Annotated in this window: 18 protein-coding genes; 15 read left to right on the top strand and 3 right to left on the bottom strand. The window is 72.2% G+C overall.

Annotated elements, in window-relative coordinates; genetic code table 11:
• Both ACE3O1_RS07190 and rpoC read left to right on the top strand, forming a co-directional pair.
• Positions 1 to 232 (top strand): hypothetical protein (locus ACE3O1_RS07190; protein WP_374313919.1); only part of this gene is annotated, 232 nt, incomplete at its 5' end.
• A gap of 47 nt (positions 233 to 279) precedes the next feature.
• The gene (gene rpoC / locus ACE3O1_RS07185; RefSeq protein ID WP_374313917.1) at positions 280 to 4,155 is read left to right on the top strand and encodes a DNA-directed RNA polymerase subunit beta'; all 3,876 of its coding nucleotides are present in this window, start codon (positions 280 to 282) and stop codon (positions 4,153 to 4,155) included.
• A 60-nt stretch (positions 4,156 to 4,215) separates the two neighbouring features.
• On the opposite strand, the gene ACE3O1_RS07180 is transcribed toward rpoC, so the two are convergent.
• Genes ACE3O1_RS07180 through ACE3O1_RS07170 form a run of 3 tightly spaced genes read right to left on the bottom strand, consistent with a single transcriptional unit; the run spans position 4,216 to position 5,968 of the window.
• Positions 4,216 to 4,830: a DUF3618 domain-containing protein gene (locus tag ACE3O1_RS07180; protein WP_374313914.1), complete on the bottom strand. Its 615-nt coding sequence runs from the start codon at positions 4,828 to 4,830 to the stop codon at positions 4,216 to 4,218.
• Positions 4,827 to 5,249, bottom strand: a complete 423-nt coding sequence (locus ACE3O1_RS07175) for a phage holin family protein (RefSeq protein WP_374313912.1) — start codon at positions 5,247 to 5,249, stop codon at positions 4,827 to 4,829. Before ACE3O1_RS07175 ends, ACE3O1_RS07180 begins: the two co-directional genes overlap by 4 nt.
• The gene (locus ACE3O1_RS07170; protein ID WP_374313910.1) at positions 5,246 to 5,968 is read right to left on the bottom strand and encodes a hypothetical protein; all 723 of its coding nucleotides are present in this window, start codon (positions 5,966 to 5,968) and stop codon (positions 5,246 to 5,248) included. Before ACE3O1_RS07170 ends, ACE3O1_RS07175 begins: the two co-directional genes overlap by 4 nt.
• A 152-nt stretch (positions 5,969 to 6,120) precedes the next feature.
• On the opposite strand from ACE3O1_RS07170, the gene ACE3O1_RS07165 reads away from it, so the two are divergent.
• From ACE3O1_RS07165 to ACE3O1_RS07105, 13 genes are all read left to right on the top strand, one after another.
• A complete protein-coding gene (locus ACE3O1_RS07165; RefSeq protein WP_374313908.1) occupies positions 6,121 to 6,840 on the top strand; it encodes a hypothetical protein in 720 nt (239 codons plus the stop codon).
• A 96-nt stretch (positions 6,841 to 6,936) separates the two neighbouring features.
• Positions 6,937 to 7,875: an ABC transporter gene (locus ACE3O1_RS07160; RefSeq protein ID WP_374313906.1), complete on the top strand. Its 939-nt coding sequence runs from the start codon at positions 6,937 to 6,939 to the stop codon at positions 7,873 to 7,875.
• The gene (locus tag ACE3O1_RS07155; protein WP_374313903.1) at positions 7,876 to 8,361 is read left to right on the top strand and encodes a hypothetical protein; all 486 of its coding nucleotides are present in this window, start codon (positions 7,876 to 7,878) and stop codon (positions 8,359 to 8,361) included.
• 80 nt (positions 8,362 to 8,441) lie between these two features.
• Positions 8,442 to 9,098 (top strand): spermidine/putrescine ABC transporter substrate-binding protein, encoded by a 657-nt coding sequence (locus ACE3O1_RS07150; RefSeq protein WP_374313901.1) that lies wholly within the window; start codon positions 8,442 to 8,444, stop codon positions 9,096 to 9,098.
• Positions 9,099 to 9,231: 133 nt separating this feature from the next.
• Positions 9,232 to 10,368 carry a serine/threonine-protein kinase gene (locus ACE3O1_RS07145; RefSeq protein WP_374313899.1) on the top strand — a complete coding sequence of 379 codons (1,137 nt, stop codon included), beginning with the start codon at positions 9,232 to 9,234 and terminating at the stop codon, positions 10,366 to 10,368.
• On the top strand, positions 10,368 to 16,301 hold the full coding sequence (locus ACE3O1_RS07140; protein ID WP_374313897.1) for an Ig-like domain-containing protein: 5,934 nt from the start codon (positions 10,368 to 10,370) through the stop codon (positions 16,299 to 16,301). The genes ACE3O1_RS07145 and ACE3O1_RS07140 overlap by 1 nt, the downstream gene beginning before the upstream one ends.
• A gap of 31 nt (positions 16,302 to 16,332) precedes the next feature.
• Complete coding sequence (locus ACE3O1_RS07135; RefSeq protein WP_374313895.1) at positions 16,333 to 17,298, top strand: AAA family ATPase; 966 nt, start codon at positions 16,333 to 16,335, stop codon at positions 17,296 to 17,298.
• The gene (locus ACE3O1_RS07130) at positions 17,295 to 18,668 is read left to right on the top strand and encodes a DUF58 domain-containing protein (protein WP_374313893.1); all 1,374 of its coding nucleotides are present in this window, start codon (positions 17,295 to 17,297) and stop codon (positions 18,666 to 18,668) included. Before ACE3O1_RS07135 ends, ACE3O1_RS07130 begins: the two co-directional genes overlap by 4 nt.
• Entirely contained in the window at positions 18,665 to 21,178 is a 2,514-nt protein-coding gene (locus ACE3O1_RS07125) for a transglutaminaseTgpA domain-containing protein (RefSeq protein WP_374313891.1), read from the top strand. The genes ACE3O1_RS07130 and ACE3O1_RS07125 overlap by 4 nt, the downstream gene beginning before the upstream one ends.
• Positions 21,175 to 22,662, top strand: coding sequence for a DUF5684 domain-containing protein (locus ACE3O1_RS07120; RefSeq protein ID WP_374313889.1), 1,488 nt, complete (start codon positions 21,175 to 21,177; stop codon positions 22,660 to 22,662). The genes ACE3O1_RS07125 and ACE3O1_RS07120 overlap by 4 nt, the downstream gene beginning before the upstream one ends.
• The gene (locus tag ACE3O1_RS07115) at positions 22,659 to 23,423 is read left to right on the top strand and encodes a hypothetical protein (RefSeq protein ID WP_374313887.1); all 765 of its coding nucleotides are present in this window, start codon (positions 22,659 to 22,661) and stop codon (positions 23,421 to 23,423) included. Before ACE3O1_RS07120 ends, ACE3O1_RS07115 begins: the two co-directional genes overlap by 4 nt.
• Positions 23,424 to 23,450: 27 nt before the next feature.
• Positions 23,451 to 24,752 carry an RDD family protein gene (locus ACE3O1_RS07110; protein WP_374313885.1) on the top strand — a complete coding sequence of 434 codons (1,302 nt, stop codon included), beginning with the start codon at positions 23,451 to 23,453 and terminating at the stop codon, positions 24,750 to 24,752.
• The coding region (locus tag ACE3O1_RS07105) for a hypothetical protein (protein WP_374313883.1) at positions 24,749 to 24,939 on the top strand (191 nt) is incomplete at its 3' end. The genes ACE3O1_RS07110 and ACE3O1_RS07105, both read left to right, overlap by 4 nt.

Below are 24,939 nucleotides of genomic sequence, written 5' to 3'. Positions count from 1 at the left end.
GGTGTACGAGGCGATCGTCAAGGGCGAGAACATCCAGGAGCCCGGCATCCCCGAGTCCTTCAAGGTGCTCATGAAGGAGATGCAGTCGCTCTGCCTGAACGTCGAGGTCCTCTCGGCCGACGGCACCGCGGTCAACCTCCGCGACACCGACGACGACGCCTTCCGCGCTGCGGAAGAGCTCGGCATCAACATCTCCAGCCGCTTCGAGTCCTCGTCGATCGACGAGATCTGAACCGGCCAGGCAACGACAGACATCCGACACAGGAGAACTGAGAACTAGTGCTCGAGTCAACAACTTTCGATCAGCTTCGCATCGGCCTGGCCACCGCCGACGACATCCGTCGTTGGTCCTTCGGCGAGGTCAAGAAGCCTGAGACCATCAACTACCGCACCCTCAAGCCCGAGAAGGACGGTCTGTTCGGCGAGCAGATCTTCGGGCCCTCCCGCGACTGGGAGTGCGCGTGCGGCAAGTACAAGCGCGTCCGCTTCAAGGGCATCGTCTGCGAGCGCTGCGGCGTCGAGGTCACCAAGTCCTCGGTGCGCCGTGAGCGCATGGGCCACATCGAGCTCGCCGCTCCCGTGACCCACATCTGGTACTTCAAGGGCGTGCCCTCGCGCCTCGGGTACCTGCTCGACATGGCGCCGAAGGACCTCGAGAAGGTCATCTACTTCGCCGCGTACATGGTGATCTCCGTCGACGAAGAGGCCCGCCACCGCGACCTCGCGACGCAGGAGAGCAACATCCGTCTCGAGCTGAAGACGCTGGCCGACCGCCGCGCCGCGCGCGTCGCGACCCGCCTCCAGAAGCTGGAGGAGGAGCTCGCCGCGCTCGAGGAGGAAGGCGCCAAGGCCGACCAGAAGAAGAAGGTCAAGGACGCCGCCGAGAAGGAGATGGCCCAGATCCGCAAGTCCGCGGACGACCAGGTCATCCGTCTCGAGAAGGTGTGGGAGGACTTCCGCACCCTCGAGGTGGGCCAGCTCAAGGGCGAGGACGAGATCTTCCACGAGCTGCAGGACCGCTTCGGTCAGTACTTCGAGGCCCACATGGGCGCCGAGTCGATCAAGCGCCGCCTCGAGGCCTTCGACCTGCAGGCCGAGGCCGACAGCCTCCACCTGCAGATCTCGGAGGGCAAGGGCCAGCGCAAGATCCGTGCGATCAAGCGCCTGAAGGTCGTCAACTCCTTCCTGTCGACCGGCATGTCGCCGGCCTCGATGGTGCTCGACGTCGTCCCGGTGATCCCGCCGGAGCTTCGCCCGATGGTCCAGCTGGACGGTGGCCGCTTCGCGACCTCCGACCTCAACGACCTGTACCGCCGCGTGATCAACCGCAATAACCGCCTCCGTCGCCTGATCGACCTCGGTGCTCCCGAGATCATCGTCAACAACGAGAAGCGGATGCTGCAGGAGGCCGTCGACGCGCTGTTCGACAACGGCCGCCGCGGTCGCCCCGTCACCGGCACGGGCAACCGTGCGCTCAAGTCGCTGTCCGACATGCTCAAGGGCAAGCAGGGCCGGTTCCGTCAGAACCTGCTCGGCAAGCGCGTGGACTACTCGGGCCGTTCGGTCATCATCGTCGGACCCCAGCTCAAGCTGCACCAGTGCGGTCTGCCCAAGCAGATGGCGCTGGAGCTGTTCAAGCCCTTCGTGATCAAGCGCCTGATCGACCTCGGTCACTCGCAGAACATCAAGGCCGCCAAGCGCGCCGTGGAGCGCACGCGTCCCGAGGTGTGGGACGTGCTCGAGGAGATCATCCGCGAGCGCCCCGTGCTCCTCAACCGCGCGCCCACGCTCCACCGCCTGGGCATCCAGGCCTTCGAGCCGCAGCTCGTCGAGGGCAAGGCCATCCAGCTGCACCCGCTCGTGTGCGCCGCGTTCAACGCGGACTTCGACGGTGACCAGATGGCCGTGCACCTTCCGCTGTCGGTCGAGGCTCAGGCCGAGGCCCGCATCCTGATGCTGGCGTCGAACAACATCCTGAAGCCGTCGGACGGCCGTCCGGTCACCCTGCCCTCGCAGGACATGATCATCGGCCTGCACCACCTGACCACGGTCAAGGAGGGCGCCGCCGGCGAGGGTCGCGTGTTCGGCTCGGTCGGCGAGGCCATCCTGGCCAAGGACGAGGGCACCCTCGACCTGCAGGCGAAGGTGCGCATCCGCATCCCCGGTCTCACCTTCCTCGAGGGCGAAGGCCCCGAGGGATACGAGCGCCACGGACTCGTGGATGCCTCGCTCGGCCAGGCGATCTTCAACGACACGCTCCCCAAGGGCTACCCGTTCGTGCGCGAGCAGGCCGACAAGGGCAAGCTGTCGCAGATCGTCAACAAGCTGGCCGAGGAGTACCCGAAGGTGGAGGTCGCTGCTTCGCTCGACCGCATCAAGGACGCCGGCTTCTACTGGGCCACCCGCTCGGGTGTCACGGTGGCGCTGAGCGACATCCTCACCCCGCCGAACAAGGCCGAGATCGTGGGCGGCTTCGAGAAGCAGGCCGCGAAGGTCCAGGCGCAGTTCGAGAAGGGTCTCACGACCGACTCCGAGCGTCGTCAGGAGCTCATCAAGATCTGGACCGAGGCGACCGACGCCGTCCAGAAGGCGATGCGCGACAACTTCCCGGAGGACAACACCATCAACCGCATGGTGTCGTCGGGCGCACGAGGCAACTGGCTGCAGATCCGCAACATCGCGGGTATGCGAGGCCTGGTGAACAACCCCAAGGGTGAGATCATCCCCCGTCCGATCATCTCCTCGTACCGCGAGGGTCTGTCGGTGGCGGAGTACTTCATCGCGACGCACGGTGCCCGCAAGGGTCTGGCCGACACGGCTCTCCGTACGGCCGACTCGGGTTACCTCACGCGTCGCCTGGTGGACGTCTCGCAGGACGTCATCATCCGCGAGGAGGACTGCGGCACGACGAAGGGCCTCGAGCTCCCGATCGCCGCCGTGAACTTCGAGGGCGAGCTCATCCGCGACGCGAACGTCGAGAACTCGGTGTTCGCCCGCACGCTCGCGGCCGACGTCGTCAGCCCCAAGGGCGAGGTCCTCGCCGCTGCCGGCGACGACGTGGGCGATGTCCTCATCGACCGGCTCGTCGAGGGCGGCGTGGAGTCCATCAAGGTGCGCTCCGTGCTCACCTGCGACTCGGCTGTCGGCGTCTGCGCGAAGTGCTACGGCCGTTCGCTGGCCACCGGCAAGATCGTCGACATCGGCGAGGCCGTGGGCATCATCGCGGCCCAGTCGATCGGCGAGCCCGGCACGCAGCTGACGATGCGCACCTTCCACACGGGTGGTTCCGCGTCGGCCGACGACATCACGCAGGGTCTTCCCCGCGTGCAGGAGCTGTTCGAGGCCCGCACCCCGAAGGGCGCCTCGCCGATCGCGGAGTCCGACGGACGCATCACGATCGACGAGACCGACAAGTCGAAGAAGGTCATCCTCACGCCCGACAACGGCGACGAGCCGCACGTCTACCCGGTCCTGAAGCGCGCGACGCTCCTGGTCGAGGACGGGCAGCACGTCACCGTCGGTCAGCCCCTGCAGGTCGGCACGCTCGACCCCAAGGAGGTCATGCGCGTCATGGGTGCCCGCGAGGTGCAGAAGTACCTCGTCAACGGCGTCCAGGGCGTCTACCGCTCGCAGGGTGTGCCGATCCACGACAAGCACATCGAGGTCATCGTCCGCCAGATGCTGCGCAAGGTCACCGTGGTCGACCACGGCGAGACCACGCTGCTCCCCGGTGAGCTGGTGGACTTCAAGCGCTACCAGAACATGAACCGCGAGGCCGTGGCCGAGGGCAAACGCCCCGCCTCGGGCCGACCGGAGCTGATGGGTATCACGAAGGCGTCGCTCGCGACGGAGTCGTGGCTGTCGGCCGCGTCGTTCCAGGAGACGACGCGCGTGCTCACCCAGGCGGCGATGGAGGGCAAGAGCGACCCGCTCGTCGGCCTCAAGGAGAACGTCATCATCGGAAAGCTCATCCCCGCCGGAACCGGACTTGCGAAGTACCGCAACGTCTCGGTCGAGGCGACGGAGGAGGCCAAGAGCGAGCGGTACCCCAACCGCATCTTCGCCTCGGACGGCGCCTACTCGGACGCCGACCTGAGCTACGTCGACTTCGACAGCTTCTCCACCGACGGCGACTTCAGCGGCAACTACAACTAGACCTCACCTCGAGTGAGCGAAGGGCCCCGGGATCTCCCGGGGCCCTTCGTCATTGCGGCGTCAGACGCGCGCGCCGGTCCAGCCGTCCTGTCCGGTGGAGCCGCTGCCCGCCGGCGCCGAACCGCCGTTCGGGCTGACGTCCTGCTTCACCTGGTCTGCCGTCGCCTGCACCTCGTCCTTCACCGTCGCGGCGGAGTCGGCGGCGGCGGCCTTCACCTGGTCGACGGCCTCCTTCGCGGGCTGCTTGAGGTTTCCGGCCACCTCGCGGGCGGTGTCACCGGCCTTGTCCAACAGGGGCTGGGCCTGGTCCTTCAGCGACGAGGCCATGCGGCGCTCGCGATCGGATGCCGGGATCAGCAGTGCGGCGACGAAACCGATGCCGGCGACCACGGCGCCCACGGCCAGGGGTGCACCCTGGGTGGTCTGCCGCGCCTTGTGGGGCAGTTCCGCAACCGCGTCGCCCGCGGCCGAGACGGCGTCCGCGGTGGAATTGCCGACATCGCCCGCCGTCCCCATGACACGCTCCCTCACGTCCGCGAAGCGCTGGCGAAGGCGGCTCTTCTGCCGGTCGACGATCTTGCCCGGCGTCACCTTGTCCGCGAGGGCGTCGACGTCCTGGCCGAGTTCCTCACGCGTGCGCTCGATGTCGGCACGGATCACATCCGGATTGCTCATCGGTTCTCCTCATTCCTCTTCAATGTCTCTGGAATCTCCTTGATGGTCTCGACGGTCTGGGGCGCTCCCCGGACCTTCTTGACCTCGCTTCTGCCGACCGCGAACAGCACGGCGGCGATGATCGCCCACAGCACCGCGACGATGACGGCGGACCAGCCGCGGCCGACGAGCTCGCCGAGGGCCCACCACAGGGCGATGGACAGGAACAGGAGCGTCATCATGGCGCCGTAGGCGGCACCGCCGAACATCCCTGCACCCGTCCCGGCCTTCTTCGCCGAGTCGGTCAGCTCCGCTTTGGCGAGCTCCACTTCTTTGCGGATCAGCGTGGACAGGTCGCGCATCACCTCGCCGACGAGTTCGCCGAGCGAGGAGTCGGCGGCCTGCTGCTGGGACGGCGTGTCGAAGGTGGGTTCCGTCATGGTCGATCCCCCTGCGCCCCGCCGGGTGCCCACGCGTCTCCCGTGGGATCGGCCGCGTCCGTCGCGGCGTATCCGGGGGAGCCGGTCGCGTATCCGGTCGCCCCGCCCGCCGTCGCACGCTGACCCGACGCGACCGCGTCGGCCACCGGAGTGTCGTCGTACGCCGTCGCGCGAGTGCCGATGGCGGGCGTCGTCCGGCCGGCCGAGTACTCACCGCCCTCCTCGGGGTCGCCGCTGTGCAGCGCCTTCGCCACGCGTCCCGCGACGATGCCGACGCCGGCCGCGATCGCCAGGAACAGCCCGGTGTTGCGGCGCGCGAACCCGCGGACCTCCTGAACGATGTCCGCCGGCTCGCGATCGGCGAGCCACGTCGCCACCGAGTCGGCGCGCGTGGACAGGTCACGGACGAGCGACCGGGCCGCGCCCGACTCCGCACCCTCCGCCATCGACGAGAACTGCGTTCCCACCGACCGCAGGCCGTCGGCGGCACGCTGCTTCTGCGTGGAGGCCTGCTCGGTCAGCTGACTGCGCGCGTCGGAGAGCAGGCCGCGCGCGGCGCTCTTGGCCTCGCGTGCCACACTGGTCGCCTCCTCCTTCGCCACGCCCGCGACGTTCTTGGCGCCCTCGCCGACGTCCGCGGCCGCGCCGGCCGCCTTGTCCTTGAGGCTGTCGCCCGCCGAGCCCGTGGCCTCGGATGATTCCGTTCCGTATGTCGTCATGACACGTTCCTCCCTTTCGTCCACCGACCGGCCGCAGCGCCCGGGGGGAGGGCGATGCATGACCACGCTGTCGGTGCAGCAACGTTGCCTTGACCGGGCCGTCCCACGGAGGGGGTCGAAATCGAGGGCGTCCCGGAGTAAAGTGCGCGCGGATGCCGCCCCCCGGCCATCGACGCGGGCTCGCGATCTGCTGCGCGCCGTACGGAGGCATCCCCGACCTGCGCCGTACCGTGGAGGCGGAGGTGGTGGGGGCCATGGCACGCGTGGGTGGGCGCAACTCGCTCATCGCCGTGCCCGCGGGGATCGTCTGCGCGGCTGTCGTCGCCGCGCTGGTGTGGCTCTCCATCCCGATGATGCCGGTCACCGTCGCGTGGGCCGGAGACATGCTCCGCAACGCGACGAGCCCGCGCCCCGCACCCTCGGCGGGCGACACCGCGGCGCGGCACGCCCTCGCCGGCGAGTCCGTCGACTGCCGCGCACTGTACTCGGCCAGCCTGTGGAACGAGATGACGTGGCAGGGACGCACGATCCTCGACCAGAGCATGGACCCGCCGCCGACCGAGGTGCCCGCGCTGAGCGAGGTGCTGGCGCCCGATGTGCGGGTGTCGTGCGCCTGGACCGACCAGGACGGGCGGGTCGTCGCATCGACCCTGGCCGCCATCGCGCCCGACGCGACGGGGCTCGGCGAAGCCGCGCTGCGGGGCCAGGGCTTCTCGTGCGCTTCCGGCGACGGGATCGTCCGCTGCACCCGGTCGCAGGGAGGAGTCGTCGAGGCGCACGTGCTCCGGGACGGGCTGTGGCTGGCCTCCCTCGAGAGATCGTGGCATCCGGACGGCTACAGTGCCCGGCTGGAGCGATCCGTCTTCGGCTGATCACGCCGAAAGCCCGGCACGCCTGCGCGGCGCAGGGCGCGGAGCGGGCTACCCTCGCACTGCGGGGCCGTGACCCTCGCGTGAGGAGTGCCTGCGATGAGTGACACCAAGTCGTCCTATGGCGAGCCCGTCGACGACCCGAAGCCGGTCGACGACGTCGTCGGTCGTGCGCACGAGGGGCTCGCCGAGGCCGAAGCCGCTCGCAACGAGAGCGCCGACACCGCCGACGCGCCCGCGGCGGCTCCCGCCGCGGCTGAGCCCGATCCGTGGGACTCGCCGGAGGCGGCCGCGCTGAAGCACGAGACGGCGCCGGCCGCGGCATCCGAGACCACGGTCTACGAACAGCCGGCCGTCGACGCCTACCAGCCCGCCGCAGAGCCCGTGGCCGCTCCCGCCGTGACGCCGAGCGAGCCCGTCTCCGAGCCGGTTGCGCCGGTCGTCGCCCCGGCTGCGACGGCGGTCGCTCCCCAGCCGATCTTCGTCCAGGCCCCCGAGGCGCCGCGTCCGCGCGGCAATCGCGCCGCCGCCGGCGCGATCGGGCTCGTCGCCGCCCTCGCGTTCGCGGTGCTGTCCCTCGCGGTGTGGCTCGGCCTCGCCGCGCTCTCGGGCGAGCTCTCGGGCGACAACGTGTCGGACCTGGCGCTCGCGACGGTGGCCTCGTGGGTCCTGTGGGTTCCCGTGGTCGTGTTCTTCCTCGCGTTCTGGCTGCTCGGCGCGATCATCAATCGCGGCCGCTGGGGCTCGTGGGTGATCTTCGGGCTCCTCGTCGGATTCGCCGCATGGGGCGGATACCTGCTGGGCGTGCTGTTCCAGGAGCAGTTCTGGAACCTCACCGCGTCGCAGGGTACCGAGCTGATGTCGGATCACGTGCTCGCGCCGGGCGCGATCGCCGCCTTCATCATCGGGCGCGAGCTCACGGTGTGGTTCGGCGCGTGGGCCGCATCGCGCGGCAAGCGCATCACCGAGCTCAACATCGAGGCGCAGCGCGAGTACGAGCGCACCCTCGAGGCGGGGCCGCAGCTCGTCCGTCCGTAGATGTCCGGCGCGGCGGAGTCCGGAGGCGGACCGGTCCGCCCGGTCACCGCGCTCGCGTTCGCGACGGCGGCGTTCGTCGCACTGCTGATCTTCGGGCTCGGGACGACGTCGCTCGCGCTGAACGAGGACGTCGTCGCGACACCCGGCCTGGGTCAGATCCCCGGCATCACGGCGACCGTGCTCGCGACGGCCGCCTTCGCGACAGGACTGTGGGCTGCGGTGCGACGCCCACCCGCCTCGTACTGGGGCGCGGCGTGGACGAGCGCGGCGACCTTCCTCGCCTACCTCGCCGGCCTCTGGTTCGGCGCCGTCGCGACGGGTGCCGGCCTGGCCGTCGCCGGGGCGATCACCGGGCGCATCGCGACGACGTGGTTCGGACTCGTGGTGGCGGGCGCGGCCCTCGTGTGCTCGTGGGGCGGGATCGCGCTCGTGCGCACCCGGGCGGGCAGGCCGCGGTGGCCGTGGGAGGACGAGTTCGACGAGTGAGGGCCGCGGCAGCCGTCAATCTTCGCCCGTGACCTGCGGAATCCCCACGATGCGCGCGTGTCGGTACTACCGTGGGGACTGTGGAGCGCTCGCTCGAGACGCAGGTCAGCCAGGCGGTGGACGCCTGGCTGGCGTGGCTGCCCCGGTGGGAGCCCGCAACCCACCGCGGACGCGTCGCCCCCTGCCGGCGCTGCTTCGGCTCGCCGGTGCTGTCGGCGGCCGGCCTCGGCGCGGATGTGCCGCATGGCGTGCAGCACGGGCTCTCCACGCGCATCAAGACGATCGTCGACCGGGCGGTCGCCGAGTACACGTCGCTGAATCTGCCGATGCTGCAGGCGGAGCTCGACCAGCAGGCCGCGCGGAATCGCTCGCGCAGCTATCGTCCGGCCGAGAACCTGGATCCGGAGTACGAGGGACTGCCGCTGGACCCTGATCCCGTTCCCGGGTCGCCCTTCCTGTTCACGATCTCGGGCCTCGCGGAGGAGGCGGATGCCGACATCCCGGCTCTTCCCCCGCTGAGCGACGAAGCCAAGGCGGCGCTGCGCCAGGAGGTCGGCCTGGCGGACGACTACGCCAACATGGTCGGGCGCGAGGTGTGCACGATCCTGCTGCACCACCGCCTGCGGATCCAGGCCGCGATCACCGAGTACGTCGAGCCGCAGATCGAAGCGATGCTCGAGGAGCTGACACGCTCCCTCGACGCCCCCTTCGACCCGCACGATCCGCTCAGCGGCTGACCGTGCGGGGCCCGCCCCCCCCACTGCCGCAGCGCGTCCCCAGGCTCGCGCAGTCGGGTTTGTTAGCATGGCCGGGTTTGCTGTGCGATCGGCACGCCGGACTCCCGGCGGAACGGACTTCGGGGGAGGTGTGGTGGCCACAAGGCTCCCGTCCGCGCCGCCGATCCTTCCCGGCCTCGCGTACATCCGACCGCTCGGCTCCGGCGGCTTCGCCGACGTCTTCCTCTACGAGCAGGACATGCCGCGCCGCAACGTCGCGGTGAAGGTCATGCCCAGCGACGTGCGCGATCCCGAGCTGCGCCGCATGTTCAACGCGGAGGCGGACGTGCTCGCCCACCTCTCGGCGCATCCCGCGATCGTCACGGTGTACCAGGCGGGCATCTCGGCCGACGGCCGGCCGTACATCGTCATGGAGTACTGTCCCGGATCGCTGGCACAGCGCTACCGCATCGAGCGCATCCCGGTCGATGAGGTCCTCGCGATCGGCGTGCGCATGGCCGGTGCCCTCGAGTCCGCGCACCGGGCCGGGCTCGTGCACCGCGACGTCAAGCCGAGCAACATCCTCATCACCACGTTCGGAACGCCGGTCCTCGCCGACTTCGGCATCTCGTCCTCCCTGATCCAGAAGAGCACCGACGAAGTGCTCGCGATGTCGATCCCGTGGAGCGCGCCGGAGGTGATCGCGGAGCAGACCTCCGGATCCATCTCCAGCGAGGTCTGGAGCCTCGGGGCGACCGTGTACTCGCTGCTCGCCGGCCACAGTCCCTTCGAACGGCGCGAGCGCGGTCAGAACTCGAAGGAGCTGCTGCGCCGTCGCATCGCCCGTGCGACGTACACCGAGATCGCCCGTGCCGACGTGCCGGCCTCCCTGCAGGCTGTGCTCGCGACCGCGATGAGCCGTGACCCCGCCAAGCGCCAGGCTTCGGCGCGGGCGTTCGCCGAGGCGCTGCGGGATGTGCAGGCCGAGCTCGGCATCTCGCCGACGCCCCTCGAGATCCCCGCCGACGAGTGGTCGCCGGCCCCCGACGCGGTCGACTTCTCGGACTCCGCGCTCCGGGGCCCCGCGCGGTCCCAGCTGGAGCGCGACTCGACCCGCAAGCGCCAGGCCTCGACGGGCGTGTCCGCCCTCGCCCGCGACGAGGACACCGACTTCGCGGCTCCCGCGGCGGGTCGCCGCAGCCCGCTGCCGTGGATCCTCGGGGCGGCGGCGGGCGCCGTCGTGGCCGTGGGCGCCGTGCTGGCGACGCTCTTCGCCACGGGGGTGCTCTGATGCGTCGCCGCACCGTCGCCGGGCTGGTCGCCGCGGGCGCGGCGATCGCGGTCGTCGTCGCGGCGAGCGTCGTGTGGCCCGGGCTCGACGCGCAGGAGACGCCCGAGGTGGACACCGCTGTGTGGGCTCTGCAGACCGGCGAGGGTCGCCGCTACGCACGGGTGAACACGTCGGTGGGCGAGCTGGACACCGTGCGGGGCATCAGCAATCCCGATCAGGTCGTGCAGACGGGCGACGCCGCCTACGTCTTCAGCGACAGCTACTCCAAGATCACGCGCATCGACGAGGCGCTTCCGACCGACCTCGACGAGGAGGCTCTGCGTGGGTCGGCGTCCACTCCGTCGGGAACGACGGATGTCGCCACCGCGGGAGACTTCGTCGCGTACCGCACCGAGGTCGGAGCCGTGTTCGCGGGGCTGCTGTCCGAGGGCGAGCCCTCGCAGCTCGACCCGTTCCCGTCGGAGGACGAGGACGCCCCGCAGTATCAGGCCGATGCCATCGCGGTCGACGAGCGCGGCATCCTCTTCGCCTACTCGCGTGCGGACGGGTCGGTCCTGCGATACGACATCCGCTCCGGCGAGGTCCAGGGCCGTGACCCCCTCGAGGCGGACGGACTGGGCGCGCCCCAGATCACCGCGGCCGGGGATGTCTGGGCCGTCGTCGACGCCGAGGACGGCGACGTCTGGCTGCGGGGCGCAGACGGCGTCGCCCAGGCGCCGACGACGGGCGCTGTCGTCGTCGGCGAGCCCGACGCCGACGGCACCGACATCTACCTCGCCGACGAGACGGCCCTCGTGCGCGTGCCCGCAGACGGCTCCGGCTTCGACACCGAGAACGGCGGCGACGGGGGAGTGCTCGGGACACCCGCCAGGCCCATCGTGCACGACGGCACGGTGTACGCGGCATGGCTGGCTCAGGGCGAGGCCGGCGGCGTGCTGTGGCGATCGGATGCCGGGACCACGGCCCTGGACTACGGTGCGTTCGCGCTCCCCGATCAGCGCCGGCCCACGTTCGTCGCCGGCGAGGAGGCCGTCATCCTCAACGAGACCCGCTCAGGCTGGGCCTGGTCGGTTCCGGACGGGCGGCTGATCCCGTCGAGCCAGGACTGGTCCCTCGACGACCGCGTCGACCCCGACTCCGTTCCGAGCGAGGAGCAGCTGCCGGTCGTCCTCGATCCCAAGCCGCCGGTCGCCGAGCCCGACGCCTTCGGCGTGCGGGCGGGGAGCCTGACGTCGCTCCCGGTCCTGATGAACGACCACGACCCCAACGAGGACGTGCTCAGCATCGATCCCGCTTCCGTCACCGGCCTCGACCCCGGATTCGCCACGCTCTCGATCACCGACGACGGACAGCGCTTCGCGGTGAGGACCGCGCCCGGCGCGACCGGGTCCGCCACGTTCTCGTACGCCGTGACGGACGGCACGTCCGACGGGGGCCTGCTGTCGGAACCGACGACCGTCACGCTCACGGCGGTCGCGGCATCCGTCGACTCCGCCCCGCAGTGGTGCGGCGTCGAGCGCTGTCTCGTCGAGTGGCTCGAGCCGGAGGTCGCGCGCGGCGGAACCGTGACGGTGCCGGTGCTGCCGGGGTGGGTGGATCCGGAGGGCGACCCGCTCCTGCTGCTCTCCGTGGTCGACGAGTCCGGTCTCGGGAGCGTCGCCGCCACGCCGTCCGGCGACGTCGTCTATCAGCACGACGACGACGGCGCGGGCGGCGAGGAACTGGTCGAGCTCGTCGTCACCGTGTCGGACACGACGGGGATGACCGCGCAGAAGTCGCTCATGGTCCGGGTCTCGCCCGAGCCTCAGCTCGACGCGCAGTCCTTCGCGGTGGTGGACCGGGCGGATGCCTCGCTCACCGTCGACGTCGCCCCGCACGTGACCGGCACGGCGGGGATGCTCGCGCTCGACTCGGTGCGCATCCTCGATGATGCGGAGGCGACCGCGACGGTCGTCGACGGATCGACGACGTTCGAGTTCTCGGCGAAGTCGCCGGGCACGTTCCGCGTCGACTTCACGGTCACCGACGGCACGACCGAAGCCACCGGGACGGCGCGCATCACGCTCCTCCCTCCTGATGCTCCCGCGGACCTGGCCACCTCTCCGGTCGTGGCCTTCGTGCACCCCCAGGAGGACGCGACGCTCGACGTGTTCGCCGCGGTGTCCAATCCCACGCGCCGCGTGCTGCTGCTGAGCGATGTGGTGGCCACCGCCGACGAGGGAGCGGTGCTGTCGGTCGACGGCGTCGGCCAGAACAACCTGCGCGTGTCCGGGAGCACGGCGTCGGGAGCGGCCGGGCGCCTCGGCACGGTCCGCTACGTGGTGAGCGACGGCACCGAGGACCGGGGGGCGAGCGTCGAGGGCGTCGCAACGGTGTACCTGCTGCCGCCCGCGCCAGAGCTCGCGCCGATCGCCGTCGACGACACCGTGGTGGTGCGCGCGGGCGCCCAGATCGACATCCCGGTGCTCGAGAACGACATCGCGCCGGCGGGCGGGCGTCCGACGCTCAACCCCGCCACCGTCGTCTCCTCGGCCGACGAGGCGCTCGCGTTCGCCTCCGGAGACGTGCTGCGCTACCTCGCGCCCGCCGAGCCGGGGGAGTACGACGTCGAGTACTCGGTGTTCACCACGGGCGCGCCGGCGCTCGCCGACTCCGCGCGGGTCCGCATCCGCGTGCTGCCCGACGACACCAACCGGGCTCCGGTGCCCGACACGCTCGAAGGCCGCGCGCTGAGCGGCCAGTCGGCCCTCATCGAGTTCGACGGGTTCGGCATGGATCCCGACGGCGACGTCGTGACACTCGACCGCATCGTGGAGCAGCCCGAGCGCGGCGCCGCGGCGATCGCCGCCGACGGCGCGTCGATCGTGTATTCGAGCGTCCCCGGCCACAGCGGCCAGGTCTCGTTCCGCTACCGCGTGGTCGACGCCTTCGGCGAGACCGGTGAGGGGACCGTCCGCATCGGGGTGCTCGACAGCGAGGCCAACCCCAGCCCGATCACGTTCACGGACTACGTGCAGGTGCAGGCGGGCGCCGACAGCCGGATCCGCGTGAGTCCGCTGGCAAACGACGTCGATCCGACGATGGGCGCGCTGTCGATCACCGACGTGCGGCCCGACCTCCCGGCGCTGCTCATGGACGGCAGTCCGAACGCGGAGTTCACCCGTCTCGACGCGCGCATCGAGGAGGTCGACGACACCACCGTGGTCATCGCGGCCGGCACCGAGCCCTCGACGATGTCGTTTCTGTACGACATCGAGTCGAGCTCCGGCAACACCGGCCGGGGGCTCATCGTCGTCAGGGTGGTGCGAGAGAACGTCCCGGACTATCCGGTGGTGGCCGACACGAGCCTGACCGCCGAGACACGTGAGGACTTCCCCGACGGCGTCGACGTCGTCGACGGCAAGGCGACCTGGTCGGGCGGCGACGTCGCCGGTCTCGAGGTCTCGCTGTGGGGCGAGGCCGACGGAGTGTCGGTCGACGGCTGGGAGCTCAGCGGCGAGCTTCCGCAGACCTCGCGCGTGATCCCCTTCGCCGTGACCGGCGAGGGCGCGTCGGGTGAGGTCACCACGTACGCGTTCCTCCGCGTGCCCGGCGACGACGATCTCGCCCTGGCCCTGCGAGGAGGCGTGACACCGCCCGAGGTGACCGAGCTCGAGTCCGTCTCGTTCGACATGGCCGATCTCGTCGCCAAGCCGCGCGGGAGCCGCATCGAGGTGGGGGATGACGTGCGGGTGTCCGGCGCGCGGGCCGAGGCGGCGTGCACGCCGGACTCGGGCACGACCGTGCGCTACGACTCCGGCCCCGGCGCGCCGTGGGTGGACTCGTGCCAGGTTCCCGTGCGCCTGGAAGGTCAGGACGACTGGACGTACCTGTCGGTGCCGATCACGGTCATCCCGCTGGATCCGCAGCCGGTGCTGCGCCCCGCCTCGGTGACCGTCGGACCGGGCGAGACGGCGACGTTCGATCTCCGCGACATGACGACGTGGCAGCTCCGCGAGGACTGGAGCGGCATCGAGTACGCGCTGCAGTACTCCGGCTCGGCCTTCGACGTGTCGCTGGACGGCTCGACGGTCACCGTGACCGGCGCCGACCGCGCCGTGCCCGGCTCCGAGGAGGCCGCCGTGGTCTCGGTCACGAGCCACCCGCTCGTGGCGCCGGCCCGTCTCATCCTCCGCGTCGGAGCGGCCCCCTCGACGCTCCCTCAGGGCGGCTCGGCGGTGCAGCAGTGCTCGCAGGCGGCCGGCTCCTCGTGCACCATCACGGTGATCGGGGCGGGCGGAGAGGTCAATCCGCTCCCGCGAACACCGCTCGAAGTGGTCGACGTGCGGCCCACCGGGTCGTGCGCCGGCGTCGGGTTCAGCGTCGCGTCGCCGACCTCGGTGGTCGCGACGTGGGCGGCCGATGCGCCGGGCGCGACGTGCACCGCGAGCTTCTCCGTGCGCGACGCGCAGTCCCGCGTGACCAGCGCCGAGCGCGACGGCCGGGTGCTCCTCGACCTGCTGGGCTATCCGAAGGCGCCCGCGAGCGTGTCGCAGACGGCGTACGCCAGCGGCAGCCTCACCCTCCGCGTCGACCCCGGCGAGGCGCGGCAGGCCTACCCCGCGCTGTCGGGCTTCGTGATCCGGTCGGGCGGCCAGGACGTGGCGCAGTGCGCGCCGGACGGGACCTGTCCCGCCATCAGCGCGCCGAACGGCGAGGAGCGCGCGTACGAAGCGTTCGCCGTGAACTCCGTCGGCCAGTCCCGCACGGGCGTGCGCACCACGGCCTGGGCCTACGACACGCCCCCCGCGCCCTCGGTGGTGAGCGTCCGCCCGGTCGTGACCGGCGGCGAGGGCGGAGTGGTCGCGCTCACGATCGACGGACTGGTGCCGTCCGAGACGGGCAGCGTCGAGATCAGCAGTGCGACCGGCGAGCGGGTGCGCATCCCGATCCGCTCGAACCAGACCCGTCTCGAGGTGCCGTCGTACCGCGTGGGGACCAACTCCGCCACGACGATCACCGTCACCCCGTTCTCCCGCTTCGCCCTGCCTCCCGGGCTCGGCGGGAGCGAGTCAGGCGCGGCGGTGACGGTGACCGGCAACGGCATCGGCGCACCGCTGGATCCCCGCCTGTCGCTGAGCTCGGAGTCCAACGGCGACGGGACTGCGACTGTGACCGCCCGCGCATCGGCCATCCGCAACGGCGACGGCTCCACGCTGCGGTTCGGGATCGTCCAGGACGGCGATCGGTGCACGCCCGCCGTCGGCGGCGAGACGGCGACCTTCACCGGCCTGCAGGACGGCAACGAGTACCGGTTCAACCTGTGCGTCGAGTCGTGGTGGCAGGACGAATCCTTCGGATCGGCGACCGCCACCGACACGGTGCGGGCGGTGCAGTCCGGCCGCCCGCCGTCCGGCTGGACCTTCGTCGTCGCGCCGAACCCCACGGTCGACGGTCAGCGCGCGGACTGGCTCATCCGCGACGAGCCGCAGTCGGGCGAGCGCGTGCCCAACAACAACCGCGTCGAGTTCCGCGGCTGGCCCACGTCGGTGGTCGGCCAGGACCCCAACATCGAGGTGCGCTACGTGCACCGGCTGTGGGGCACGACGACGCCGTGGGCGAATGTCACCCCCCGCGCCGGAAGCGCGCCGTATCAGGTGCAGGCGAACTGGCGCGTCGTGAGCTGCGTCGGCGGCTCCGACCTGGTCGCCGCAGGCGACTCGTCCGACGGGCGGGCGGCGATCGCCTTCGGCAACGCCGGACTCGTGTTCTACGACGCCGACGGCAACGTCCTCGAGCGCACCCCCGACACGTGGACGGTCCCGCAGGGCGCCGACCGCGTCGACGGGATCACCGTCTCGGTGAACTGGGACGCGCAGGGGTGGGGCCTGGCACCGGCATCCTCCACCTTCTCGGCCGACTGCGAGCCCAACCCCGGAAACCCCAGCCCGTGAGCCGCCGCGGCTCCCTCACAGAGGACACTCGATGACGATCACGCAGGAGCAGGCGACGTGGTTCGCCCAGACGTTCGGTCAGATCGCCGACAACGTGGAGCGGGCGGTGCTCGGCAAGCGCCACGTCGTCGAGCTCGTGCTCACCGCGATGCTCAGCGACGGCCACGTGCTCCTCGAGGACGTCCCCGGGACCGGCAAGACCTCGCTCGCGCGGGCGATGGCCCAGTCGGTGCAGGGAACGAACACCCGCATCCAGTTCACGCCCGACCTGCTTCCGGGGGACATCACCGGAATCAGCGTGTACGACCAGAAGGAGGGCGTGTTCGAGTTCCACGCCGGCCCGATCTTCGCGAACATCGTGCTCGCCGACGAGATCAACCGCGCGAGCCCCAAGACGCAGTCGGCGCTCCTCGAGGTCATGGAGGAGGGGCGGGTCACGATCGACGGCGTCTCGCGTCAGGTCGGCGTGCCCTTCCTGGTCCTCGCGACGCAGAACCCCGTCGAGCAGGCCGGCACGTACCGGCTCCCGGAGGCGCAGCTCGACCGGTTCATGCTGCGCACGTCGCTGGGCTATCCGGATCACGCCGCGACCGTCCGCATCCTCGACGGCGCCGCCGTCGCGACGGCCGATCTGGCGCCCGTCATCGCGCCCCAGGCCATGGTCGGGATGGCCGATCTCGCGGGCCAGGTCTACGTCGACGCGCTCGTGCTCGACTACATCGCCCGCCTGGTCGACGGCACGCGCTCGGCCGACGAGGTCCGCCTCGGCGTCAGCATCCGCGGCGCCCTCGCCCTCACGCGGGCGACCCGCACCCGCGCCGCGTCGCAGGGCCGCACGTACGCGACGCCCGACGACGTCAAGGCGCTCGCCGTGGGGGTTCTCACGCACCGCCAGTTCCAGCAGCCCGAGGCCCAGGTCGACGGCGTCACGCAGGAGGCCGTCGTCGGTCAGGTCCTGCTCGACGTGGTCCCGCCCAGCCGCCGCGAGGCCGTATGAGCCTGACCGAGTCCCGCCTCACCCGCACCTCGGCTTCCACCGGAACCGAGGGCCGCACGCACCTCACCGCGACCGCGGTGACGTCGTCCGGCCGCGGGCGCTCGCTCGTGCGCGCGGTCGTGTGGTGGACGGGCGTGTGGGGCGCGGTCTCGGCGGCGATCTCGACCGCCGCCGCGTGGTCGGCGCGCACGGTGCGACCGGCGGGCGTACTGGTGCTGGTCGCCGCGACGATCGGGCTGGGGCTCGGGATCGTGTTCGGATGGGTCGAGTGGATGGTGGCCGGCGCCGCCGCGGTCGTGCTGCTCGCGGCATCCGTCCCCTTCCTCTTCGGCGCGCGATCGTACGACGTCGGCCTGTCGCTCGCGCACGAGCGCGTCGTGGCGGGCGACGGCGTGAAGGGCGAGATCGTCGTGCGCAACGACGGGCACCGCATCGCGCTGCCCGGGCGGCTGGACATCCCGGTCGGCGCGGGCCTGGTCGAGTTCGGCGTGCCCCTGCTGCGCCCGGGCCACGCGGTCTCGCAGCCGCTCGACATCCCGGGCCTGCGGCGCGGCATCGTCCGCGTCGGCCCCGCGACCACGGTGCGCAGCGACCCCATCGGCCTGCTGCGCCGCGAGCACGCGTTCGATGACGTCCACGAGGTGTTCGTGCACCCGCGCACGACGTCGCTCCCCTCCACGAGCGCCGGACTGATCCGCGACCTCGAGGGAAGTCCCACGCGGCGGCTCGTCGATTCCGACATGTCGTTCCATGCGATCCGCGAGTACGCGCCCGGCGACTCGAGACGGCAGATCCACTGGAAGTCGACGGCCAAGACCGGGCGCCTGATGGTGCGCCAGTACGAGGAGTCGCGACGCTCGCGGATGGCCGTGGTGCTCGCCGTCGCCGAACACGAGTACGCGGATGCCGACGAGTTCGAGCTGGCCGTCGGCTGCGCCGCGTCGCTCGGGCTCCGGGCGGTGCGCGACGCGCGCGACGTCGAGATCGTGGTCGGATCGGAGATCCCGCGCGTGGTGCGCGGGCGCCTGCGGGCGATCCGGCGGATCCCCGCCGCCGCGCCCCGGCCCATGCTCGACGGATTCAGCGGCGTCGACCTGCTCGAGAGCACGATGCCGGTCTCGGACGTGTGCCGCCTGACCGCCGAATCGGGCGACCGTCTGTCGATCGCCTTCGTCGTGGTCGGGTCGCGCGTCACGCTCACGCGGCTGCAGCAGGCCGCGCTGGCGTTTCCCGTCGACACGACCGTGGTCGCCGTGATCTGCGACGAGCGCGCGCATCCGCGCATGCAGCCGCTCTCGGGGATCACCGTGCTCACGGTCGGCACGCTGGACGACCTCTCCGGCCTGCTGCTGCGGGGGGCGACCGCATGAGCACGACGACGGATGCCGCGTCCCCGACGGACAGCCCGCCCCGGGTCGAGCCGCAGGTGATCGCGGGCGCCGTGTTCGCCGTCGTGATCGTGGTGATCGCGGCCGTCGCGGCGTGGCCGATCTATCGTTCCTGGCACCTCGGGCTGCTCGCGGGAACGAGCGCGCTCGTCGCGGGTGCGATCGCGGTCGCCGCCCACCGGTTCCGCTGGTCGGGCTGGCTCGTCACCGGGACCCTCGCCGCGGCATTCCTGATCCTCGGGGTTCCGCTGGCCGTGCCCTCGAGGCTCGGCGGACCCGTCGAGCTCGTCCGCGGACTGGGCGAGCTCACCACGGGGGTCGTGCTCGCCTGGAAGGACCTGGTGACCGTCGAGCTGCCTGTCGGGTCCTATCGCAACCTGCTCGTGCCGGCCTTCGTGGTCTTTCTGGTGGGCACGTGCGTCCTTCTCCTGCTGGCGTGGCGCGCCGACCGCTGGGCGTACGCCGCCGTGCCGCTGGCGATCGGGATGGTCTCGTTCGGCCTGTTCTTCGGTCGCACGACCGTGAGTGCGCCTGTCATCGTCGGCCCTGTCACGCTGTTCGCCCCGCTCGAGACCGCGCTGGGCGCCGCCACGCTTCTCTCCTGCCTGCTGTGGCTGGCCTGGCGCACCCACGACGAGCGCGTGCGCGCCCTGCAGCGCGCGTCCGCGTCGAGCGGCGTGCGGGTGTCGCGCCGTCCGTCCCGCGCGGATCGCCGCCGCACCGCGCTCGGGTCGGCGATGGTCGCCGGTGCGCTGGTCGTCGCCGTCGGCATCGTGCCGTTCGCCGCCCGCGGCGCGGAGCGCGACGTGCTGCGCAGCGCGATCGGCCCCGAGATCGACCTGTCCGCCGAGGTGAGCCCGCTGGCGCAGTACCGCGCGCTCTTCGCCGACGACCGCGCCGACGACGTCCTGTTCACGGTGGCCGCGGCTTCCTCGCTCCCGGAGCGGGTGCGGATCGCGACGCTCGACGCCTACGACGGCGAGGTCTTCCGCGCCGGCGGCGCGGGCGCCGTCGAGGCGGGTCGCTTCGTGCGTGTGCCGTCGAGCCTCGACGCCGGTGCGGGGGAGCCCGTCCAGGCGCGCGTGACGATCGACGGACTCGACGGGATCTGGATGCCGACGGCCGGCCGGCTCTCCTCGGTCGAGTTCGCCGGAATCCGGGCGGCCACCCTCGCGGATCGGTTCTACTACAACGAAGCCGCCGCGGCGGGCGTGCAGACGGCGGGAGGCGGCCTCACGGCCGGGGATGCGTTCACGCTCAGCGGCGTCGAGCCGGTCGCGCCCGAGCTGGCCGAGGCCGTCGCCCCCGGAGGCGTTTCCGCCGGTGTCCCCGCGCCCGACAGCCTGCGGGCGTGGGTCGACGAGCACGCCTCGGGGACAGATGGGGCGGCGCTCGCCGGCCTTGTCGCGCTGCTGCGCGAGCGCGGCTACCTCAGCCACGGTCTCGCCGTCGGCGAGGAGCCTGCCGTGTGGATGCAGTCACTGCGCGGATACGAGTTCAAGCCCAGCGCGTCGGGGCACTCGCTCGCCCGCATCGACGCGATGTTCTCGCGGCTGCTCGAGCGTGAGACGGATCCCCGTGCCGAGGCATCCGGCAACTACGTGGCGGCGGTGGGCGACGACGAGCAGTTCGCGGTCGCCGTGGCCCTCATCGCTCGGGAGCTCGGCTTCCCTTCGCGCGTGGTGCTCGGTGCCCGGCTCGGCGAGGCTGCTCCGGGACTCGCGGTATGCGAGGAGGGCTCCTGCCGCGCCCAGGATCTGTCGGCGTGGACGGAGGTCCAGACGGCGCAGGGCGCGTGGATCCCCGTGGACGTCACGCCCCAGTACGAGAAGTCGCCGAGCCTCGAGATGACGGAGCAGCGGGACCCCGAGGTGGTCACCGACGTGCGCCCCCGGTCGGTCGAAGAGGTGCTGCCGCCCGACCCGGTGCAGGAGGACACGGGATCGAGCGACCCCGCCGCGGACGATGCGGGGATCGATCTGGCGTGGCTGTGGCCGGTCCTGCGCGCGACCGCCGTCGTGCTGCTGATCCTGGGCCTGGTGCTCGGGCCGTTCCTGATCGTGATCGGCGCGAAGGCCTCCCGTCGCCGCACCCGCCGCCGCACGGGATCGCCGGCGGCTCGCATCGCCGGTGGGTGGGACGAGTTCGTCGACGCGGCCGTGGATGCCGGACGCGACGCGCCGCGCGCGCACACCCGGCACGAGCTGGCCGCAGCGTTCGGCGGCGCGTCGGGGGCCGAGCTCGCCGCCGGCGCCGATCGCGCCGTATTCTCGACCGGAGACGAGACGGATGCCGAGGCCGAGGCGTACTGGCGGTCGGTCGATGAGCAGCGACGCGCCCTCGCTCGCGAGCGCGGTTCCTGGCGAAGGCTCGTCGCCGCCGTATCGTTGAGATCGTTCGTCCGACATCTGGCGCCCGCACCGGGCTCCGGACCGCGTTTCGCCGAAAGGGGGAGGCGCCGGGCCCCGCAGCCCGCGCGTCAGATGCCATGAATGCCCTCGCTGCCGTCACGCCCGTCGACCCCGCCGCGGCGGTCGTCCCCATCCTCTTCAGCCTCGTCGCCGTCCTGGCCTTCTACGTCTGGATCGCGATCGCGCTCTCGGCGGTCTTCCGCAAGTCGGGCGAGGAGGGCTGGAAGGCCTGGGTCCCGGTGTACAACACCGTCGTGCTCCTCCAGCTCGGCGGACTCTCGGGCTGGCTGGTGCTCGTGGCGCTCGTCCCCTTCGTCGGAGCGCTCGCGCTGTGGATCGCCGTGGTCATCGCGTGCTACCGGATCAACCTCTCGTTCGGCCTGGGCACAGGCATGACGGTCCTCGCGGCGCTGCTCTTCCCGGTGTGGGCGACGGTCCTCGGATTCGGCTCGGCGCGCTGGCTCGGAGCCGAGCAGCCGGCCGGGGTGCGGCGCTCCACGGAGACCGCCGACCTCACCGCGTTCACCTCGCCCGCCGACGCGGGTCCGCCGCCGCTTCCGACAACGGCTCCGGCCGGCCTCGGACCGGACCGCTGGGCGCCGGCGCCCACCGGGCCGGCCGCGGAACCGGTCCGGCCCGCACCGCCGCTTCCTCCCGTTGGCGCGTCCGCCCAGCCGGTCGACCACGCCCCGGAAGAGCCGATCTCCTTCGTCCCCCTGCTGCCGTCGTCCGCTCCGCAGCCGTTCACTCCGCCTCCGCCCGCGCCGCAGCCGTCGGCGACGCCGCTTGTCCCGCCGCCCGCAGACGATGTCCTCGCGGAGCCGGCGGCACCCTCCCCTGCGTCCGGCGCTCGCGCCAACCAGGGATGGGGCGGATTCGATCTCGGCGCGGTCGTCGAGCTGACCAGCGAGGTGACGGCGGCCGTCTCCGGAGCCCCGTCGCCGATCTCGGCCGTCGCGCGCGATCCCGAGCCCGGAGACTCCGATTCCTCCCCGGCCGTGACGCGCGCTCCGGCCCGGCGCTCGACGGGCGGCGAGCCCTGGGCACCGGCGCGATCGCCGTTCCCCGAGGCCGACGCGTTCCCGGAGGCATCGGGTGAGGTGTCCGCGGTCGCCGGTGCACCGGATGCCGGCATCCCGCGTTCCGCCCGTACGTCGGTGTCCGCTCAGCACGTGCGGCCGGAGGTTCCCGACGAGGACGTCGATCACACGGTCGTCGCCCACCGTCGCAAGTCGCACTGGTCGCTGGTCCTCCCGACCGGCTCGACCGTCGCCCTCGTGGCCGACGTCGTCCTCGTCGGGCGACGGCCGTCCGCCAGCACCGCGTACCCCGGCGCGCAGCTCGTCGAGGTGCATGACGGGACCGTGTCCAAGACCCATCTGCGGCTCGAGCGGGACGGCGAGGAATGGTCGGTCACCGACCTGCACTCGACCAACGGCACCGTGCTCATCGCCTCCGACGGGGCAGAGCGCGACATCGCCCCGGGCGCGTCGCACCGCGCGGACGCCCGCCTGCTGCTCGGGGACGCCGAACTCCGGCTCGCGCCGGACGATGCGAGCCGATGACGCCTGCCGACGCCCCCCAGGGGACGACCGGTCCCGTCGGCGACGAGCCGGGCGACGACCTCCTCGATGAGGACACCGTGATCTCGGCGCGCAAGCGTCCGGCCGATGAGCTCTCTGACGAAGCGACGGCGATCTCGGCGCGCAAGCGTCCGGCGGAAGATCTCCTCGATGAAGCGACGGCGATTTCGGCGCGCAAGCGTCCGGCCGATGAGCTCCCTGACGAAGCGACGGCGATCTCGACGCGCAAGCGTCCGGCGGAAGATCTCCTCGACGAAGCGACGGCGATCTCGGCCCGCAAGCGTCCGCCGGAAGATCTCCCTGACGAAGCGACGGCGATCTCGGCCCGGCGGCAGCCGCCCGCCGAGGCCGACGAGGACACGGTGGTCTCACGGCGCACGCCGCCGGCCGGGGTCGACACCGTTCCGGAGGAGGACACCGTGCTGCGGCCGCGGGCACCCGCGTCGCGACAGGCGTCGGCCCCCGCATCGGAGCACGGCGCGCGTACGCGCGATGCGCACGTGCCGGATGCCGCGATCCTGCGCGCGCCGGCGAAGCCCCGCGGCGTGCCGCCCGTCACCGCCGTGCGCGAGACGGCACCGCCGCGGCCGCCGGCGCCCGGCGCACCGGCTCCGGTGCCCGATCATGAGAGTGTGGAGCGTGCGGCGCGTGCGCGGGCACGCCGGCGCGTGCTGATCGTGGTGGTGTGCGCGGCCGCGGGGGCGATCGCCGCGACCACCGCACTCCTGCTCCTGCTGACCTGACGTCCCCCCGGTGACCTGAGGATGACGATGACCGACTCCGCCACCCCCGTCCGCGCCGCGGCCGACGACCAGTCGCACGACGCCGACCCCGCCGTCGCAGTCCGGCTCGGCATCGTGCCCGCCGGTGCCGGGTACCGCTCGCTGGCGTTCGCGATCGACCTCGCGATCTGGCTGCTCCTGGCTGCTCCCGCGGTGATGGGCGCCCTGATGATCGTGACGGGCGACCGGACCGTCCTGCCGGTGATCCTCGTCCTCGCCGGCACCGCCCTCTCCGCGCTGTTCGGGCTCGTGCAGCTGATCACCCACGGGCTGCGCGGCGTGACCGCCGGGCAGGCCGCGCTGCGCCTTCGCTCCGTCTCCGCCTCGGATCTCGGTCGCCCCGGCTTCTGGCGGGTCGTCCTGCGGGCCCTGGTCCTCTGGGCGAGCACTTTCGTCCTCCTCGTGGTTGGTCCGGCGCTCCTCTTCGCGTCGGGTCTGTGGGATCCGCAGCGGCGGGGGCGCAGCATCCTGGACCGCATCGGCGGATGCTGGCTGATCGACGCGCGGGCCGGCCTCGACCCGTTCGACGCGAAGGCGCTGCGCCACGCCCGCCGCGCCCTGCGCGACCGCGCCGACGACACCGAGGATCTGCCGTCCATGGCGAGCGGCGCACCCGAGTCCGCGCTGCTGCGCATCCCGGACGCGCGCTCGCGGGCCGGCGTGGTCGGCCCCGGCGGCACCGGCGCGCAGTGGGAGCTGGCACTCGCGCCCGGCGAGCAGGACGTCATCGACGGCGTCCCCGGCGCGGAAGGCGCGCCGCCACCGCCTGCCACCGCCGCGCCCGGGGTGTCGCCGTTCGCTCCCGACGAGCGCGGATTCGGCGCCGTCTCGGCCGCCTTCGTGCCGGTCGCCATGACGGGTCCGGCCGCCTCCGACCTCTCCGTCGCACCGCCGCCCGCGGAGGTGGTGCAGTCGGCCGTGGCCGTGCCCGCCGGCGGACTCCGCCGCGCTCAGGCGATGGTGCGCTTCGACGACGGCTCCGTCGTCCGGGTGCCGGTGCTCGGGCTCATCGGGCGCGACCCCGAGCCCGCGGTGGGCGAGTCGCCCGATGCGCTCGTGCGCCTCGAGGATCCCCAGCGGCTCATGTCGAAGACCCACGCGGCCTTCGGGCAGGATGCCGAGGGCGTCTGGGTGAGCGATCGCGGCTCCCGCAACGGCACGCAGCTGCTCTCGCCGGGCGGCGACGTCGTGGATGTGCCCGCGGGGGAGTGCCTGCGCGTGCCCGTCGGCTGGACCGTGCAGGTCGGCGGCAGAAGATTCGAGCTCGTTGCGAGAGGTGCTGATTCGTGAAGCTGAAGCTGGGGCTGCGACGGGGCGTCGGCTCGACGGTCGACGTGCTCGTGACCGCCGATTCCACCGCGACCGTGCAGGACGTGGCGCGCGCCCTCGCGGAGGGGGACGCGCTCGCGGCGCCGGGCGGGGTCAACGCCAGCGCCGTGCCCACGCTGCTCGTCGCATCCCCCGCCGGGCGCCCGGT

The sequence above is a fragment of the Microbacterium sp. genome, assembly GCF_041909575.1.
In the GTDB taxonomy this organism is placed as follows: Bacteria; Actinomycetota; Actinomycetes; order Actinomycetales; family Microbacteriaceae; genus Microbacterium.
Note: the sequence above shows the minus strand (reverse complement) of the source record. Positions and strands in the feature narration are given on the sequence as shown.

Bases quoted from the DNA above. Each gene is read 5' to 3' on its own strand.
- ACE3O1_RS07140 (WP_374313897.1), top strand. From the start codon at position 10,368: ATGCGTCGCCGCACCGTCGCCGGGCTGGTCGCCGCGGGCGCGGCGATC.
- ACE3O1_RS07115 (WP_374313887.1), top strand. From the start codon at position 22,659: ATGACGCCTGCCGACGCCCCCCAGGGGACGACCGGTCCCGTCGGCGAC.
- ACE3O1_RS07110 (WP_374313885.1), top strand. From the start codon at position 23,451: ATGACCGACTCCGCCACCCCCGTCCGCGCCGCGGCCGACGACCAGTCG.
- ACE3O1_RS07160 (WP_374313906.1), top strand. From the start codon at position 6,937: ATGAGTGACACCAAGTCGTCCTATGGCGAGCCCGTCGACGACCCGAAG.
- ACE3O1_RS07175 (WP_374313912.1), bottom strand. From the start codon at position 5,249: ATGACGGAACCCACCTTCGACACGCCGTCCCAGCAGCAGGCCGCCGAC.
- ACE3O1_RS07155 (WP_374313903.1), top strand. From the start codon at position 7,876: ATGTCCGGCGCGGCGGAGTCCGGAGGCGGACCGGTCCGCCCGGTCACC.
- ACE3O1_RS07130 (WP_374313893.1), top strand. From the start codon at position 17,295: ATGAGCCTGACCGAGTCCCGCCTCACCCGCACCTCGGCTTCCACCGGA.
- ACE3O1_RS07125 (WP_374313891.1), top strand. From the start codon at position 18,665: ATGAGCACGACGACGGATGCCGCGTCCCCGACGGACAGCCCGCCCCGG.
- ACE3O1_RS07180 (WP_374313914.1), bottom strand. From the start codon at position 4,830: ATGAGCAATCCGGATGTGATCCGTGCCGACATCGAGCGCACGCGTGAG.
- ACE3O1_RS07165 (WP_374313908.1), top strand. From the start codon at position 6,121: ATGCCGCCCCCCGGCCATCGACGCGGGCTCGCGATCTGCTGCGCGCCG.
- ACE3O1_RS07135 (WP_374313895.1), top strand. From the start codon at position 16,333: ATGACGATCACGCAGGAGCAGGCGACGTGGTTCGCCCAGACGTTCGGT.
- ACE3O1_RS07170 (WP_374313910.1), bottom strand. From the start codon at position 5,968: ATGACGACATACGGAACGGAATCATCCGAGGCCACGGGCTCGGCGGGC.
- ACE3O1_RS07120 (WP_374313889.1), top strand. From the start codon at position 21,175: ATGAATGCCCTCGCTGCCGTCACGCCCGTCGACCCCGCCGCGGCGGTC.